Consider the following 18,648-nt stretch of genomic DNA (forward strand, 5'->3'; position numbering starts at 1 on the left):
TCTGGTGATGGCGACGTCAAATTCACGAACACTAGCTCGATTAATGTTATTTCCTTCAGTTGTTTTACTGTTGGCTTGGATGTTGGTACCGCTATGCATGACATTGTATTTTTCATTTTTAGATTACAATCTACTTACCCCGGGAAATAATGCCTTTATTGGTTTTTTAAACTATGAATTTTTCCTGACCGATCCGGCATTTTTTGCCTCATTTTTCAATACAATATTACTGGTGGGGGGTGTTTTACTGATCACCCTGGGCGGTGGTATTGGTTTAGCTATTTTGCTCGACCAAGCTATTTGGGGTCGTAACTACGTCCGTATTATGGTCTTAGCCCCCTTCTTTGTTATGCCGACGGTGTCTGCCTTAGTGTGGAAAAATATGCTGATGAACCCGGTGAATGGTTTATTTGCACATTTTGCGACTTGGCTTGGCATGACGCCGATTGATTTCTTTGCTCAAATACCCTTATTGTCCATCATTATTATTGTCTCGTGGCAGTGGTTACCGTTTGCAGCGCTGATATTACTGACGTCAATTCAATCGTTAGATCGAGAGCAACTTGACGCCGCCGATTTAGATGGTGCGGGTCCCTTCAGTAAGTTTTATTACATCGTTTTGCCGCACTTATCGCGCGCCATTACCGCGGTAATTTTAATTGAAACTATCTTCTTGCTGTCAATTTTCGCCGAAATATTAGTCACCACCAGCGGTGGTCCAGGCTATGAATCAACCAATATCACCTATCTGATTTACACCCAATCATTATTACAATTCGATGTCGGTGGTGGCTCAGCAGGCGGCATTGTTGCGGTTATTATCGCCAATATAGTTGCTATTTTCTTAATGCGATTAATTGGTAAGAACTTGGAGGATTAAGCGATGTCGATAAAAAATAGTCATAGATCAAAAATTATTTATACCTTTTTAGCTTGGACGATCAGTAGCTTAATATTTTTCCCCATATTATGGACCTTGATCACTAGCTTTAAAACAGAAGCTGAAGCTATCTCTGCTAGCCCAAGTTTATTTATGTTTGACTGGACGCTAGAGAATTATGAAGAGGTATTAGCCCGATCGCCTTACTTTAACCACTTTTGGAATTCTATCGTGATTTCACTGGGCTCAAGTATTTTAGGGCTACTCATTGCTATTCCAGCGGCTTGGTCCATGGCATTTGTACAAACTAAACGCACTAAACATTTATTAATGTGGATGCTTTCAACCAAAATGTTACCGCCGGTGGGTGTGCTTATTCCCATTTACTTGTTGTTCCGTGATTTTGGTTTACTCGATACTAAAGTAGGTTTGGTGATTGTGATGACCTTAATTAACTTACCTATCATGGTGTGGATGCTCTACACCTATTTCAGAGAAATCCCCAGTGAAGTGCTTGAAGCATCACGCATGGATGGGGCCAATATTGCTGAGGAAATTTGGTATGTACTCTTGCCTATCGCTTTGCCAGGTATCGCATCAACATTATTGTTAACGGTAATTTTAGCGTGGAACGAAGCTTTTTGGACGCTGATTTTAACCGCCGCCGACGCCGCGCCATTAACGGCCTTTATAGCTAGCTATTCAAGCCCCGAAGGTTTGTTTTATGCCAAGTTGTCTGCCGCGTCAATGATGGCGATAGTGCCGATCCTGATATTGGGTTGGTTTAGTCAAAAACAATTAGTGCGTGGATTAAGTTTCGGCGCCGTTAAATAGGAAATTTCAAAATGGGCAGTATTAATTTAAAACAAGTAACAAAAGATTTTGGTGATGTTAGCGTCATTAAACCGATTGATTTAGCCATTAAAGATGGTGAGTTTATTGTCTTTGTGGGGCCGTCAGGCTGTGGCAAATCCACCTTATTAAGAATGATTGCGGGCTTAGAAGACACCACCAGCGGCAACATAGAAATTGATGGCCAAGATGCGACTGATACCCCACCGGCTAAAAGAGGGCTAGCTATGGTGTTTCAATCTTATGCTTTGTACCCTCATATGTCGGTGCGCAACAATATCGCTTTTCCCTTAAAGCGTGCGAAAGTTAGCAAAGAAGAGATTGAGAAAAAAATAGCAAGTGTCACCAAAACATTAAACCTATCTGATTACCTTGACCGTAAACCAGGGCAATTATCTGGCGGTCAACGCCAACGTGTTGCTATTGGTCGTGCCATCGTGCGTCAGCCTTCTGCTTTTTTATTCGATGAGCCCTTATCTAATTTAGATGCGTCTTTGCGGGTCAATATGCGTTTAGAGATTTCTGAGCTGCATAAAACCCTCGCCACGACCATGATTTATGTTACCCATGATCAGGTAGAAGCCATGACAATGGCCGATCGTATTGCGGTATTTAATGCCGGCATCATCGAGCAAGTGGGTAGCCCACTTGAGCTTTACAACACGCCAGTGAATAAATTTGTGGCGGGTTTTATTGGTTCGCCAAAAATGAACTTTATAGCTGTTGAGCCAACGGCTACCGATGCCACTTGTTGCTTAGGCATAAGACCTGAGCATATTACTATATCAACAACATCAGGTACCTGGCCTGGAAAAGTAGGGGTTATCGAACATCTTGGCTCTGAAACTTTTTTACATGTGCATGTTGAAGGTAATGCCACTTTTACTGTAAAAGCCGGTGGCGATTGCCCTTATGTTTATGGCGACAATATTTATTTAAGTGCCGTAGAAAACAAGATGCTACATTTTGATGCCGCAGGTCTTACTTTGTCTCAATAATATGTTGAGGCTAATCCCTCTATCATGTTTGTAACCAATGATACTTTGTGCCTAAGGGCACAAAGTATCATATCTATCAGCAAGATTACTTTACTAGCCAACTGAGCTTAAAATTGCTTTCATCTAGATTGATGGAGGGTTAAAAGCATGAGACAAGCGAAGCGTTAGGGGATTGATAGCTTGGGCTTTTGATATGAATATTAATGTGTTCGACTCTGCATTTAACGAAAATCCTGCCAGTCTTCGATTATATATCATCTTCGAAACACATTAATCTATAGATGTTTTGTGGGTATTTATAGCTTAACCTACTGAGTAAGTAACCATCTGGCGGTTTGTTCATCAGTGACTAAACCATTAATCCATTTTCCCTCTAATGAGGCTAATATTGCCGCTTGTTTATCTTCCCCTGAGGCAATTCCTATTATTTTCGCTTTTTTACTTTTTCTAAGATCGTAACTGGTCACGCGTTCATTGATTGCGTGCTTGATAACTTTTCCGTGGCAGTCAAAGAAACGACCTAAAATTTCACCTACAGCCCCTTTCTTTTGCAAGGCTTCAGATTCATTATTAGTAATAAAACCATTAGATACGATAGGGCTTGAATCACCAATGGAGCCAATACCGATAAAGATAACATCAGCATTACTCGCTTTTACCGCCAGCTCTTGATATAGGTCGGTGTTGCACCACATTTTGTGATTTTCTGCATTCTTAGAGTAAAAAGGAGCAGGCAGTTGATAATAACCAGCTTTAATTTTATCTGCAAACAACAGCGGCACATCATCATAATAATTACATAAGCCTTCGAAATTCATTTGGCTAATTAAAGCGATACATTTATGTTGCGGCTGGTTAAGTTTCTCAAGATAGTTAATAGAGCGTTTTAACGTTAAGCCAGAGCCAATGCCTATGTTCAATGATTTTTCTTGTTTTATATATCTAGAAATAACTTGGGAAGCCCCGTAAGAAACTAAGCTTTTATGATCAGATTTGCTGTCTTGTGCATAAGGCACGATACGGCAAAGTGATAAGTCATATTTTTTACTAATCAATAATTCATATTCAAGGCAAACAGAGACCGGGTGTTTAATATCAACTGACACTAAACCTTTATCATTCGCAGAAGCAATCATGCGCTGTACTGAAGGTCTAGAAACACCCAGGATAGTAGCTATCTCACTTTGATTCTTACCCAATACATAATATAGCCAAGCAGCTCTAACGAGGTTGTCATGTTTATAATCTACTGTCATTAGTAATCTCTTTGTGTAAATTTTTAGCCTTGATTAACGTAATCGAAATACGATACTTAACCATTCAATGTAGGGGTTTATCAAAGAACAGCCTGACTATTGTACTAATGTATCAAGTATTCGTCTATTTAATAATATATTAAAAATTAACACTTTAGGTCATACAGTAGCATAGGATCGTTAACGAATTATTATTGATTTATTGGCCGATAGGTAAGCAGGGTTCTATCGTTGTTTAAGCCAGTTTTAGGGACCAGACCTAAGGTTCGCATTAAAAACTAATGTTTAAATTCATGTTTTTGTCCACTTTAATATGGTGTTAATCAAGCATGAATAAACAGTATGGGCATCAATATAAAGTGGGTTATTTACCTGTAGATATTATTTTAAATAAAAATCTTTTGATTGTATTCAAATAATTGCTCAAGCTATGGACATTTATTCGACCTTGGAATATAGTACCTCTCAACGAAATGTCTATTAAAGGTTAATGGTTTGAGTAATTCACATAGTTACACATGGCTACACATTGGTTTAGGGGCATTCCACCGTTCTCACCAAGCTTGGTATATGCACAAGCTTATAGAAGCAGGTGATAATACGTGGTCTATTACCGCTGGTAATATGCGCGGCGAAGATGAAGCCATAGCAAAGTGCCTTCGCGAACAACAAGGGGAATATGTACTTGAAACTATCTCACCGCAAGGCGAAAGTAAGTACGAAAAAATCACCTCAATAAAAAATATAGTTCCGTGGCAGGAAGACTTGGCACCGTTAATAACTGTTGGGGCTTTAGCGGCAACTAAAGTGATTTCTTTTACTGTCACTGAAGCGGGATATTATTTAGATACCAATAATAAACTCGATCAATCAAACGAGGCGGTCAAAGCTGACTTGTCTGGTGATACAAAAACCATTTACGGTGTAGTGGCCAGTATTCTTCGTAAAAGAATGCTAGGTAATCATGGCCCTGTGACCTTATTAAATTGTGATAATTTACGCCATAATGGCCAGCGTTTTTATAATGGATTAGTGGAGTTTTTACAATTACAAAAAGACGAGACATTACTAACTTGGCTCGGTGATAACATAACTTGTCCAAACACTATGGTTGACCGCATAACGCCACGGCCAACTGAAGATTTGCCACAACGTATTAAAGAAAAAACCGGTATAGATGACAATGCGCCTGTGATGGCGGAGTCATATATACAATGGGTGATTGAAGATAACTTTATTACACCATGGCCTAATTTAGCTTCAGTAGGGGTAGAAGTGGTTGAATCTGTTGTGCCTTATGAAGAAGCTAAGATTCGGATTTTAAATGCCTCGCACAGCTGCATCGCATGGGCAGGAACATTATTAGGTAAATCCTTTATATATGAAAGTGTTGCTATCGATTTTATTTATAATATGGCCTTTGATTATATCACTGAAGATGTTATTCCAAGTTTAAATAGTAATGAAATAGATTTGTTTAGCTACCGTGATATTGTGCTTGAACGTTTTGCGAATATTAACATCAAGGATACGAATCAACGGGTTGCGGCGGATGGTTTTTCTAAAATACCAGCAATGATTACACCGACACTAATTGACTGTTATCAAAATAATAAATCGCCTGAAGCAACCGCAATGTTACCGGCATTATTCTTTATTTTCTTAAAGAAATGGCATGAAAGTGCGCTACCTTATCAATACCAAGATGGCATTATCGATAAGCAATTAGTGACTAATATGTACGCAAGTGACGATCCTATTAAAGTTTACTCTCAGAACAGCATGCTTTTTGGCAAGCTTGCTGAGAAAGCTGAATTTGAGATCATGTTGCGAGATAAAATTAATGAATTATATCTAAAAATAAATCATATGGGCTAGCTGATCTACAGCATATTAAGCGAAATGAAACTAAGCTTAGTCTCTCAACCTATTGATTGTAGAGTACTAAGTTAGCAGGTTTTATAACAGCTACAGGTGTTGTTAAAATAGTTAAACGCAGTGCTGTCCTCCTTTTATATTAGTGAGTGTTATGACTTGTGGGCTGATTGCTATGGGTGCTGCAAGTTTAACTTTAGGGCGCAGGGCTTTATTTAATAGCAGGGTTGGAGTTTTAATTTTAGCTATTATTTCAACGTAAATGAATATTTTTGGTTATCTGCAAAAGCTTGTAAAAGGAATTATTATAATTCTTGCGGTAGTTCCTGAAATCAAAAAAATAGTAATCCACATGCTTAATTGCGTTTTAGTAACGGGTTTGGCTCACTATATATGATGGTACAAATTTTATGGATATTAATTTATGAATATAAAAACTGTTATTTTCGATATGGACGGTGTACTGATTGACTCAGAACCATTCTGGCGTCAGGCGCAAATAGAAGAACTTAGTAAATACAAGGTCAAAATTACTATAGATGACTGTATTAATTATACTATGGGGCGAAAATTAGACGACTTAGCTGATACTTGGTGCCGACGTTTTGATCTGCCGATATCGAATATTGAGCTACAACAAAATATTATGCATTCGGTAATTAGCCATATTCGTGAGCAAGGACAAGCTAAAGCCGGTTTATACAGCTTACTGAACTATTTGAAAAAAAATAATTTCAACATCGGTTTAGCAACATCCTCTAGCGTTCCCGTCATTAATGCAGTGCTAGATCACTTGTCGATTAGGGATTTTTTTACCGTGATTTGTAGTGCGGATAACGAAAAGTATGGAAAGCCCCATCCAGCTGTGTATTTAAGCGCTATGACACAACTAAAGTCAAACAAAGAGCAATGCATAATTATTGAGGATAGCGTTACTGGCATGATCTCAGGAAAAGCAGCAGCAATTACGACTTATGTCATACCTGAAGACATTGCCGATCCTAAGTTTAGTATTGCTGATGGTATTTTTACCTCGCTTGAGGAAATTGAACATTATTTAATAAATAAAGCACAACCTAGCGTTCTCGCCAATAACGTATAGGCAGAGCTTCACAGGTTTTTTGTCATTTTATTTAATTTATTGCAGTAACGGCTGCCTTGGCAATGTGACACGTTTTGTAGGCTTAGAATTTTTTGGTTTTCTATGCTTATCAGCAGTATTCGTTTTGATTTTATAAAAACGTCCCCGTTTGACGATTAAAGGTAACTAATCCTTTATCTTAAAAGGGAAAGCAATTAGAGTTGCATTATAAAAGACAACAATAAAAACAACGATAAAACAAAGAGATAGGTTTATGTATTTAGGAATCGATTTAGGAACTTCTGGCGTTAAAATTGTTATACTTGCAGAGGATGAGCAGCTTATCGGGCAAGCTTCGTCTTCATTAACAATATCTCGTCTAGAAAACTTATGGTCAGAGCAAGACCCTAAACATTGGTGGCAGGCAACAAACTTTGCGATGGCTCAATTAAAAGCTGAGCATGGTAAAGCACTCTCTGACGTAAAGGCCATTGGCTTGTCGGGGCAAATGCACGGTGCAACCTTACTCGATGATAATGACAATATTATTCGTCCAGCCATTTTATGGAATGATGGTCGTAGTTATACTGAATGTGCTGAAATAGAGCAAAGAATAACCAATAGTCGTGATATTACCGGCAACATCGCTATGCCTGGCTTTACAGCACCGAAACTGGCATGGGTGAAAAAAAATGAACCTCATCTGTTTGATAAAATAAAAAAAGTTCTCTTACCCAAAGACTACCTTCGTCTATTAATGACCGGTGATTATGCCTCAGATATGTCAGACAGCTCTGGCACGCTATGGCTAGATGTTGCAAATCGACAGTGGTCAGATGAAATGCTAGCGGCAACTGATTTAGATAAGTCTCATATGCCTGAATTATTTGAAGGCACAGAAGTTACTGGAATATTGCGTGCTAGCGTAGCTAAGCAGTGGGGTGTTAAGCAGGTGCCGGTAGCGGCGGGTGCGGGTGATAATGCCGCTGGAGCAGCTGGTATTGGTGTGATTAATCCGAACGAAGCCTTTTTGTCTTTAGGCACGTCAGGCGTTTTCTTTGTCGCTAATAAAGACTATCAGTCGAATACCGATGGTGCAGTTCATACTTTCTGTCATTGTATTCCTGAAACTTGGCATCAAATGTCAGTTATTCTTAGTGCAGCGAGTTGTTTAAGTTGGGTAACTAAACTGACCGGAGCCGCTAATGAAAAAGCTTTATTAGATGAAGTGGAAACTGAGGATTTTACTAAACCCTGTGCGGTTACTTTTTTACCCTATTTATCTGGTGAGCGTACGCCCCATAATAATCCTAATGCTAAAGGTGTATTTTTTGGTTTATCACATAATTCTACGCGCAGCACATTAGGGCGTGCCGTTTTAGAAGGCGTTGCATTTGCTTTTGCCGACGCACAGCAAGTGTTGTTGGACGGTGGTACTGAAATAGGTCAAGTGTCGGTAATTGGCGGTGGTGCTCGAAGTCAATTATGGGGAAAAATATTAGCAAGTGTACTAAATCAGCCACTGATCTACCGGGAAGGGGGGGAAGTGGGTCCTGCTTTTGGTGCTGCGCGCTTAGCACGAATAGCCATATCAAAAGAGTCACCGCAAAGTGTTTGTCAGCCAGGCAAGATCACTAAAGTTATTGAGAGTGATAGTGCCATGTCTACTTACTATCAGCCGCAATATCAAACATATCGCAAGCTTTACACTAGTTTGAAAGGTTATTTTTAATCAAGTAACTAGCCTGTAGTAAATAAAAAAGCTTAGCGTTTGCTTGGCAAAACCACAAAAAATCACTGTGAAGTGTCGATAATATTTAGCGTTAAAAGCAAAAACACCCGCTATTAACGCTTTATAATTGCAACAAAATTTCAGCAAAAATGTAATTAATTAAACGGTTAAAACTCAGTGATAAAGCCGTTAGTAAAATTATCAAATTAACTCTTTTATAGGACTAACATGAACTTATTAGAACAATTGAAAAAAGTAACGATAGTTGTCGCTGATAGCGGCGATGTTGATTCAATCAAAGAACTAAACCCTATTGATGCAACCACCAATCCATCATTAATTTTACAAGCAGCAAAGTTACCACAGTACCAACATCTAATTGATGACGCGATAGCTAAAACTCAGGGTCAGGTGGATGATGTTTGCGATCAACTGATTGTTAATTTTGGTTGTGAAATACTGAAAATTATTCCAGGGAGAATTTCCAGCGAAGTTGACGCTCGACTTTCTTATGATACGCAGGCAAGTATTGAAAAAGGTCGAAAGTTAATTGCCTTATATCAAGCCGCCGGTATTAACAAAGATCGAATTTTAATCAAGTTAGCGGCAACCTGGCAGGGCATTAAAGCCGCTGAGCAGTTAGAGAAAGAAGGTATTTCTTGTAATTTAACACTGTTATTTAGTATGGCTCAGGCGATTGCATGTGCGGAAGCAAAGGTTACTTTAATTTCGCCTTTTGTCGGACGAATATTAGATTGGTATAAACAGAACGAAAATAAAGACTTTATCGGTGCTGATGATCCTGGCGTTCAATCGGTAACACGTATTTATCATTATTATAAATCTTATGGATATAGCACAGTAATTATGGGCGCAAGCTTTAGAAATACTCGTGAAATCATTGAACTTGCTGGTTGTGATTTGTTAACGATTTCTCCTACCTTGTTAACGCAACTACAAGAAACAGAAGGCGAACTTGTTGTTAAGTTAAATGCCGATGATATTGCCGTTAAACCTCGTACTGAGATAGAGCCGCTAGATGAAGAGCGCTTTACTTGCCAACACGAAAATGATCCGATGGCAAAAGAGAAACTTGTCAGTGGAATTACCCAGTTTTCGGCGGACCAAAAGTCGTTGGAAACACTGGTTACTTCATTAATATCTCAAAAAACTGCCGTGTAATAAAATAATTATGGCTTGTATGGTCAAGTGATAAATCCCCTTATCGTCATTTGGCCATACTGCTTTTTCATCCCACATTCCATAGCTTACCTCTTGCCGACAGATAGTAACTAAGTAAGCAATTCATTATCAAAACAGGATCACAAAATGACTACTCGACAACAGTTAGCCAATGCTATTCGTGCGTTAAGCATGGATGCTGTACAACAAGCAAAATCTGGTCACCCAGGTGCCCCCATGGGGATGGCAGATATTGCTGAAGTATTATGGAATGACTTTTTAAAACATAACCCAAATAACCCCAATTGGTCAGACCGAGACAGGTTTGTTTTAAGTAATGGCCATGGTTCGATGTTAACTTATTCATTGTTACATTTATCTGGCTATGACTTACCCATTGAGCAAATAAAACAATTTAGACAGTTACACTCTAAAACTCCTGGTCACCCAGAATATGGCTATACCCCAGGCGTAGAAACCACAACAGGTCCGTTAGGCGCTGGTTTATCAAATGCCGTTGGTATGGCGATTGCTGAAAAAACGCTAGCGGCACATTTTAATCGTAAAACGTTTGAAATTGTTGATCATTATACGTATTGCTTTTTAGGTGATGGTTGCCTAATGGAAGGTATATCTCATGAAGTTTGTTCGTTAGCGGGTACATTAGGCCTAGGTAAATTAGTGGTATTTTGGGACGATAACGGTATTTCGATTGATGGCGATGTAAAGGGATGGTTTACCGATAACACCCCAGCGCGCTTTGCCGCTTACAACTGGCATGTTATTGCTGATGTTGATGGCCATGACCCAGTACAAATTCAACAAGCGATTGAACAAGCTAAACTTGTCACTGATAAGCCAACGCTGATCTGCTGTAAAACTATTATAGGATTTGGCTCACCTAACAAGTCAGGCTCACACGACTGTCATGGCTCACCGTTAGGGGAAGATGAGATAGCAGCAACCCGCAACTTTTTAAACTGGCCGCATGCTCCTTTTGAAATCCCTGCAGATATTTATGCTAGCTGGGACGCCAAAAAATCAGGGGTTGAGCAAGAAAAACAATGGCAACAACTTTTTACAAAATATAAGCAAGCCCATCCCGAATTGGGCAATGAATATCAACGTCGTGTTATTGAACAAAACTTACCCGCGTTATTTGAAAAAAATGCTGATTTGTTTATCGCTCAATGTCAAAAAGATGGCCAAAATATAGCCAGTCGAAAAGCATCACAGAATTCGATTGAAGCATACGGAAAATTGTTACCTGAGCTATTAGGTGGCTCAGCAGATTTAGCTGGTTCAAACCTCACCTTATGGTCAGGCTCTAAAGGTATTACGGGAGATGATGCGGATGGAAATTACCTTTTTTACGGTGTTCGCGAATTCGGGATGAGCGGCATCATGAACGGTATTTCATTGCATAACGGTTTTATTAATTATGGGGCAACTTTCCTGATGTTTATGGAATATGCCCGTAATGCGGTAAGAATGTCAGCTTTGATGTCTATTCAAAATATTTTCGTCTACACCCATGACTCTATTGCACAAGGAGAAGATGGGCCAACTCATCAACCCATAGAGCAAATAGCTAACTTGCGCATGACGCCCAATTTAATAACTTGGCGACCTTGTGATGCGGTTGAGTCAGCGGTGGCTTGGAAATCAGCGATCACCAAACAAAATGGCCCGTCAGCATTAATTTTTAGCCGTCAAAATTTGTCACACCAACACCGTGATAACGCACAGGTAAATAATATTGCCAAAGGTGGCTATATACTAAAAGCTTGCCAGAACAAGCCTGAACTTATTTTAATCGCAACCGGCTCTGAAGTCAGTTTAGCGGTAGACGCTGCAGAACGTTTAAGCCAATCAGGTGTACAAGTGCGAGTCGTTTCTATGCCCAGTACTAATGTTTTTGACAGACAAAGCGATAAATATCAAGAGTCTGTGCTGCCCAGTGACGTTAAATCAATAATAGCCATAGAAGCAGCACATGTTGATTTTTGGTATAAATATGTTGGCAGAAACGGCAAGGTTATTGGTATGAGCAGCTTTGGTGAATCTGCGCCGGGTAATCAGCTCCTTAATCACTTTGGCTTTACCGTAGAGCACGTGGTTAATACCGCAATAGCGCTGTTGAGCTCCAATAGGTGATTTTCAGCAATAAGTAATAAGCAATAAATAATAAATAGAAAAATTCTTTTGATATTAGCTGTACACGAGAAACGGAGATGAAAATGACACCTAGAACTTCACTGGCGAGTTGGAAAAAATTGGTCAGCCATGCAAGCTTTATGAAACAACAACATATGAGTGAATTGTTTGCCAATGACAGTGCCCGCTTTGAGCAGTTTTCTATTAAGCTGTCACCATTTATGTTGGACTATTCAAAAAACCTAATATCAAAAGAAACAGTCGATAATTTAATTGAGCTAGCGAGAGATTGCGATATTGAAGGCTGGCGAGAGAAAATGTTTAGTGGCGAGCCGATCAATTATACTGAAGATCGTGCCGTACTTCATACAGCATTGCGCGACCGTTCAAATAAATCAATCATTATTGACGGCAAGGAGGTTAGTGAACAAGTAAATAATGCCTTGCTGCACATGAAGTCTTTTACCGACAAAGTGCGCGAAGGGTTATGGAAAGGTTATTCTGGACAACGAATAACTGACGTAGTCAATATCGGTGTGGGTGGCTCTAATCTGGGGCCACAAATGGTTACTGAAGCGTTAAAGCAATATAGCGATAACCGTATTAACGTTCACTATGTTTCAAACGTTGACGGGACCCAGATTGCCAACGTGCTAAGGCCGTTAAATCCAGAAACAGTGTTGTTTATTGTCTCGAGCAAAACCTTTACCACCAAAGAAACCATGACCAATGCGAAAACTGCAATGAATTGGCTAGTTGCCTCGTCATTTGATCAATCAGCTATCGCACAACATTTTGTAGCCGTTTCTTCTAATAAGAAGAATGCGACAGAGTTTGGTATCGCCCCTGAAAATATTTTTGATATGTGGGATTGGGTTGGTGGCCGCTTTTCATTATGGTCGGCAATTGGCTTACCGATAGCGTTAGATTTAGGTTTCGAGCGTTTCATCGAATTACTTGAAGGTGCTCATGAAATAGATAATCATTTTTGTAGTGCGCCACTAGAAAAAAATGCCCCGGTTATTCTCGCCCTATTAAGTGTTTGGAACTGTACTTTTTTAGGCGCAAGATCACAGGCTATTCTTCCCTACGATCAGTCATTACATATGCTTTCAGCTTATCTACAACAGGCTGAAATGGAAAGTAACGGTAAGTCGGTTACCATGAATGGCGAAACCATCACTTACCCAACGGTTCCTTCTATCTGGGGTGAACTCGGTATTAATGGGCAGCATGCTTTTTACCAATATTTACACCAAAGTAATAATGTAGTGCCTGCTGATTTCATCGGTTCAGTTGAAAGTGTTACGCCGATTGAAGGACACCATGAGACCTTAATGGCGAACTTTTTTGCACAAACACAAGCATTAATGCAAGGGGTAAATGAAGAACAGGTAAGAGCAGACTTAAAAGCTAAAGGGCGAACACCAGATTACATCAATAAAGTCGCTCCTCATAAAATTCATCAAGGTAATCGTCCAACCAATACGATATTAATGAAGCGTATTTCTCCTCGTTCATTAGGGAGTTTGATTGCCCTCTATGAGCATAAAATATTTGTTCAAGGGATTATTCTGCAAATTTGTTCTTTTGATCAATGGGGGGTTGAGTTGGGTAAAGGATTAGCGATTAAAATACAGGCAGAGCTTGAATCAAACTATGTTAATGACTCATATGATAGCTCAACAGTTGGTCTAATTAATTTTTATCATGAATTCAAAAAGGGTTGAAAATAGACCATTGAAAAGTACTTAGATCCTATTTATTCAAATATTAGTCATTCAAATATTAGTCATTCAGATATCAGTCATTTAGACACTAATGTTGAGCACAGTCAGCTCAGTGTCTAAATACTTTTGCTAATATAATTAACATAGGCGATTAATTTTGTCGTAGCGTCATGCATTCCACTACTTCAGTTAAGGTATAACAAGCATAGCTAGAAAACTGAAATGAAAAAACATAAAAACATAAAAAAAGATATAAATGGAAACTTGCGGCTATTTATTGAATTGGAGTTAAAACCTTAATATTACAACCGCAGAAGCATCCTAGTTGAGCATTGCAATAGGGTAAAATGATGCTCTTAACTAAAACCATAGCGATAACTGGTTAATGGCTTTTTCGTAAACTGATACTTATGCTGAAAAACAGCTTTCAATTAATGGTCGACAACACTTTTTTCAATGCGCTACGTGTTAGGTGATTTACGCAGGAGTCATTGAAAATAGCCAGTGCTTAGATTAATAATAACTAGTTTCGAGCCTGTAACAGATTTTGTTACAGGCTTGTAGTTTTCGCTTGAACCTAACTTCAAGACAATATCGATATTCATTCACTTTATTACCCATCCATCGATCAATTTATTGCTTTTTGGCTTAAGCTTTGTGCTTAACTCCTCAGTTAATTAATGATTAATATAGCCCTCTAGTTGCACTATAATGGTGCGCGTGCATTAAGAGTAAGCATCAGATAAAAATTTAATGCACAGAATTATTACTATTTATTTTTAACTTATTGAATTAAAATAATTATTTTCATCACTTAGTGCATTGCTGGTGTATTGCTTTTATTTCTTTAGTGGTCTGTAATGTGCATATAACTTATCAGATAAATTTTTAATTACTGATATAAATAGTCAGGTTAATTTAAGGGCTTAGATGGACTCCATACTTGTTATTATTGCTGTATCCTTGGCGCTAGCGAGCGTTATCAATATTGTATTAACCAAATTCTCTATTTCGCATATTATTGGTTATATTATTACTGGCACTATTGTCAGTAATTTTTTTGATTTTAATGGCAGCACCACACCTCACTCTCTTGAGCTAATTGGAGAATTTGGTATTGTTTTTCTTATGTTTACTATTGGTTTGGAAATGTCATTTTCTAAGCTGGGTAAAATGAAAGAACTGATATTTTTTAATGGTTTTATACAGGTTGCTTTTAGCTCTATTGTTATTTTTATTATTGCCTTTTATGGTTTTAATGTTGAACCGATATCGTCATTAATTATTGCGCTTTCATTTAGCTTATCCTCAACGGCTATCGTATTACCCTATTTGAAAAAATCAAAAGATATTGTTACCCCTTATGGTAAAAAGTCAGTTGCTATCTTAGTTTTTCAAGACTTGGCGGTGATCCCTATTTTATTATTAATGGGTTTTTTATCCAATAATGAATTATCGCTAGTTGATATTTTATTAAAAACGCTTTTTTATGCCAGCCTTATCATTATTTTCATGTTTACTATTGGCAAAAAAATCATTACTTGGTTACTGCATTTCTCAGCAAATGCGCGCATGGAAGAGTTATTTTTAAGTTCGGTATTTACTATTGTGTTGGGTGCTTCACTGATTGCTCATGAAATGGGCTTTACTTATTCTTTAGGCGCATTTATTGCGGGTATGATCATCGCAGAAACTAAATTCCACATAAAAGTAGAATCAGACATATCCTCATATAAAGATTTATTATTAGGGGCGTTTTTCTTTTCTATTGGCACAAAAATCGATGTGTTATTTTTTATCAGCAACTTACATTGGGTACTGGGTATATTAGCCTTGGTGATGATAATAAAAGCTATTATCGTTTATTTTCTAATGAGAGCAAAAGCGAATAAAAGTGAATCGATAAAATCGGCTATTGCTTTGTGCCAAGTAGGAGAGTTTTCTTTCGCTATTTTTGCCTTGGCAATCAGTCAAAATATTCTCTCAGAAAATTTAGGCAGCTTCCTCATATTGATCACGGTGTTATCTATGATATTAACGCCTTTTATGGTCAGTAATATTTATAAGTTAGCCGCCATTTTTGTGGTTGAATATTTTGAAGCAGACAAAATAACCGCGGTAGATGCAAGCAACCATACTATTGTTTGTGGTTTTGCTATTTTGGGCCGAATTGTGGCGAAAGAACTGACCAGTAAAGGCATTGATTTTTTAATTATTTCTGATGATTTACAGCATGTATTACTGGCAAGAAAGCGTGGTTATAATGCCTATTTTGGTCACTTAGACAAAAAGCCCGTATTAGAGTCATTAAAGGTAGAACAAAGCAGTAGCATTATTGTTACTGCCAATTCTTTGAGAAATAAGCAAATTATTTGTGAAGCTGTGCTTAATTACTATCCTAAGGCAAACTTAATAGTGAAAGTGAACACCTTAGAAGAAAAAAGCGAATTGGCAGGCATTAACATTAGCTCGTTTGTCTATGCACAACATGAAATAGCGGCACTATTAGTTAAACAAAGTATATCTGCAAGTTAAGCGGCAGGTTATAAATAGTAATCGGCAGGTGTAACAGGGCAGGTATTACTGTAAATTAGGCACCTGCTACTCTTTCATACGAGACATCATGACAAAAATTCGCTTGACTCAATACTCACACGGCGCAGGCTGTGGCTGCAAAATTTCACCATCGGTACTTGACGTGATGCTAAAGTCATCACTTACTTTGCCGGTGAATAACTCACTGTTAGTGGGTAATAGCACCAAAGATGATGCAGCCGTTTTCGATATTGGCAATGACCAAGCCGTGATCTCCACCACAGATTTTTTTATGCCGATTGTTGATGACCCAACTGACTTTGGTAAAATTTCTGCCTGTAACGCTATTAGCGATGTTTACGCCATGGGCGGAAAACCCCTGATGGCGATAGCTATTTTGGGTTGGCCGGTTAATATTTTAGCACCAGAAATCGCCCAACAAGTACTGGATGGCGCTAGAGCTATTTGTGCTGAAGCCGGTATTCCGTTAGCGGGCGGTCATTCAATTGATGCACCAGAGCCTATTTTTGGCTTAGCGGTTACTGGCCTGATTAATAACGCGCAGATTAAGCGAAATAATACCGCCGAGGTCGGTGACCTTTTATATTTAACTAAACCCTTAGGTATTGGTATTTTAACCACAGCAGAAAAACAAGGTAAATTGTTACCTGAACATGCCGATATAGCGCCGCAAGTGATGAAAACTTTAAATACTATTGGGCAAGAATTTGCAGCACTAGACACAGTAACCGCCATGACAGATGTGACAGGTTTTGCGCTGTTAGGGCATCTTTTGGAAATGTGTCAAGGCAGTGATGTTTCGGCTGTGCTTGATTTTGAGCGAGTACCCCGTCTTGATTTTGTTGATGATTACATCGACCAAGGCTGCGTACCTGGTGGCTGTGAACGAAACTTTACCAGTTATGGCGAACATGTTGGGCCGTTAAGCCCAAAACAGAAAATACTTTTGTGCGATCCTCAAACCAGTGGCGGGTTACTTGTTGCGGTTAAGCCAGCAGGTAAGCAAGCTTTTGAAGCCTTATGTCAAGAAAATGGTTTGAATCTTCAACCTATTGGCGAAGTTGTTACAACCACTTCACCCACGGTAAGCTTAGTGTAATGGCCATCAAAAGTTCAGCAACAGCGCGCGCCGATAGCGCTGATTTTCGTACTATTATTGCTAATAAACTGCCTTTAATGGATGTACGCGCACCGATTGAATTTGAAAAGGGCGCTTTTGGTCAGTCGATTAATCATCCGTTAATGAATAATGATGAACGCGCTGAAGTTGGTCTTTGTTATAAAAATAAAGGCCAAGCCGCCGCGATTACTTTGGGTAATGCCCTTGTTTGTGGACAGAGCAAAGCAAGCCGACTGGCACACTGGCAAAACTTTGCCCAGGAAAACCCGCAAGGTTATTTATATTGCTTTCGTGGTGGTTTACGTTCACAAACGGTGCAAGGCTGGTTAAAAGAGTCAGGGGTTAACTACCCATTGATTACCGGAGGCTACAAAGCACTGCGTCAGTTTTTATTGAACGAATTGGAGCAACTTGCCTTACACCCCTTAACGATTTTAGCGGGTAATACCGGCAGTGGAAAAACGCCTTTTCTGGCCCATTGTGCAAACAGTTTAGATTTAGAAGGCGCGGCCGGTCATCGAGGCTCAAGTTTTGGCGGTTTTGTTACCGCGCAAGCCAATCAAATAAATTTTGAAAACAAATTGGCTGAACAATACATCCAAGGTAAGTTTTCTTTAGCGCAACGGTTAGTCTTGGAAGATGAAGGCAGATTAATTGGTAGCGTGCATTTACCAGAAAGTTTACGCCAAGCAATGACGTTAGCGCCAGTGGTGGTGATTGAAGAAAGTTTAGATTATCGACTTGAACAGATATACCAAGAATATATCATAAAAATGACCGCCCAATACCAACTCGCCTATGGTGAAGAACAAGGTTTTATTGCCTTTAGTGAGTATTTAGCCCAAGGTTTATTCAAAGTACGTAAACGCTTAGGTACAGAACGTTATGGTCAATTAAAGCAAATACAGAGTATGGCCTTATCTCAGCAGCAAAAGGGTCAACTAGCGTATCACTTAGATTGGTTAAAACCCTTGCTTAGTGAGTATTATGATCCTATGTACCAATACCAGTTAGGATTAAAAGCTGACCGAGTTGTTTTTCAAGGTAACAATGCGCAATGTTTAGCTTTTATAGAGGATAAATAAAACCTATTCTAATCTGACCTAACCTAACCTAAGTAAAGCAAAGGGAATTCGATTTTGAGCGGGTATTTAGCCCCTGTTTTTCTCTGCCTGAGTTGTTGTGCAGATAAATCTTGTTGGCGAATTTAGTACCTAAGCTGAGATGAA

General features: G+C 38.9%; 13 protein-coding genes. 12 read left to right on the forward strand and 1 reads right to left on the reverse strand.

Going from position 1 to position 18,648, the window contains the following annotated elements; all coding sequences use genetic code 11:
- Positions 1-7 precede the first annotated feature (7 nt).
- From H4J65_RS07730 to H4J65_RS07740, 3 genes are read left to right on the forward strand one after another with little or no spacing between them, the layout of a single operon-like run.
- A complete protein-coding gene (locus H4J65_RS07730) occupies positions 8-880 on the forward strand; it encodes a carbohydrate ABC transporter permease (protein ID WP_182183070.1) in 873 nt (290 codons plus the stop codon).
- Between the two features lie 3 nt (positions 881-883).
- Positions 884-1,714, forward strand: a complete 831-nt coding sequence (locus H4J65_RS07735) for a carbohydrate ABC transporter permease (protein WP_182135254.1) — start codon at positions 884-886, stop codon at positions 1,712-1,714.
- Between the two features lie 11 nt (positions 1,715-1,725).
- Positions 1,726-2,730 (forward strand): ABC transporter ATP-binding protein, encoded by a 1,005-nt coding sequence (locus H4J65_RS07740; protein ID WP_182197227.1) that lies wholly within the window; start codon positions 1,726-1,728, stop codon positions 2,728-2,730.
- Positions 2,731-3,038: 308 nt separating this feature from the next.
- Here H4J65_RS07740 and H4J65_RS07745 read toward each other — a convergent pair whose 3' ends face one another.
- On the reverse strand, positions 3,039-3,986 hold the full coding sequence (locus tag H4J65_RS07745) for a sugar-binding transcriptional regulator (RefSeq protein ID WP_182135357.1): 948 nt from the start codon (positions 3,984-3,986) through the stop codon (positions 3,039-3,041).
- A 495-nt stretch (positions 3,987-4,481) separates the two neighbouring features.
- On the opposite strand from H4J65_RS07745, the gene dalD reads away from it, so the two are divergent.
- From dalD to mnmH, 9 genes are all read left to right on the forward strand, one after another.
- Entirely contained in the window at positions 4,482-5,864 is a 1,383-nt protein-coding gene (gene dalD, locus H4J65_RS07750; protein WP_220465106.1) for a D-arabinitol 4-dehydrogenase, read from the forward strand.
- Between the two features lie 421 nt (positions 5,865-6,285).
- Positions 6,286-6,963 (forward strand): hexitol phosphatase HxpB, encoded by a 678-nt coding sequence (hxpB, locus tag H4J65_RS07755; protein WP_182197230.1) that lies wholly within the window; start codon positions 6,286-6,288, stop codon positions 6,961-6,963.
- 253 nt (positions 6,964-7,216) lie between these two features.
- On the forward strand, positions 7,217-8,674 hold the full coding sequence (xylB, locus tag H4J65_RS07760) for a xylulokinase (RefSeq protein ID WP_182135362.1): 1,458 nt from the start codon (positions 7,217-7,219) through the stop codon (positions 8,672-8,674).
- 228 nt (positions 8,675-8,902) lie between these two features.
- Complete coding sequence (gene tal, locus H4J65_RS07765; RefSeq protein ID WP_182135364.1) at positions 8,903-9,856, forward strand: transaldolase; 954 nt, start codon at positions 8,903-8,905, stop codon at positions 9,854-9,856.
- A gap of 147 nt (positions 9,857-10,003) precedes the next feature.
- The gene (gene tkt, locus H4J65_RS07770; RefSeq protein ID WP_182197232.1) at positions 10,004-12,013 is read left to right on the forward strand and encodes a transketolase; all 2,010 of its coding nucleotides are present in this window, start codon (positions 10,004-10,006) and stop codon (positions 12,011-12,013) included.
- Between the two features lie 83 nt (positions 12,014-12,096).
- Entirely contained in the window at positions 12,097-13,743 is a 1,647-nt protein-coding gene (gene pgi, locus H4J65_RS07775) for a glucose-6-phosphate isomerase (RefSeq protein ID WP_182197234.1), read from the forward strand.
- 930 nt (positions 13,744-14,673) lie between these two features.
- Positions 14,674-16,278: a cation:proton antiporter gene (locus tag H4J65_RS07780; RefSeq protein ID WP_182197236.1), complete on the forward strand. Its 1,605-nt coding sequence runs from the start codon at positions 14,674-14,676 to the stop codon at positions 16,276-16,278.
- A gap of 85 nt (positions 16,279-16,363) precedes the next feature.
- Positions 16,364-17,398, forward strand: coding sequence for a selenide, water dikinase SelD (gene selD, locus H4J65_RS07785; protein ID WP_310649927.1), 1,035 nt, complete (start codon positions 16,364-16,366; stop codon positions 17,396-17,398).
- Positions 17,398-18,504 (forward strand): tRNA 2-selenouridine(34) synthase MnmH, encoded by a 1,107-nt coding sequence (mnmH, locus tag H4J65_RS07790; RefSeq protein WP_182197242.1) that lies wholly within the window; start codon positions 17,398-17,400, stop codon positions 18,502-18,504. Before selD ends, mnmH begins: the two co-directional genes overlap by 1 nt.
- Positions 18,505-18,648 lie beyond the last annotated feature (144 nt).

Source organism: Colwellia sp. MB02u-9, assembly GCF_014077085.1.
Lineage (GTDB): Bacteria > Pseudomonadota > Gammaproteobacteria > Enterobacterales > Alteromonadaceae > Cognaticolwellia.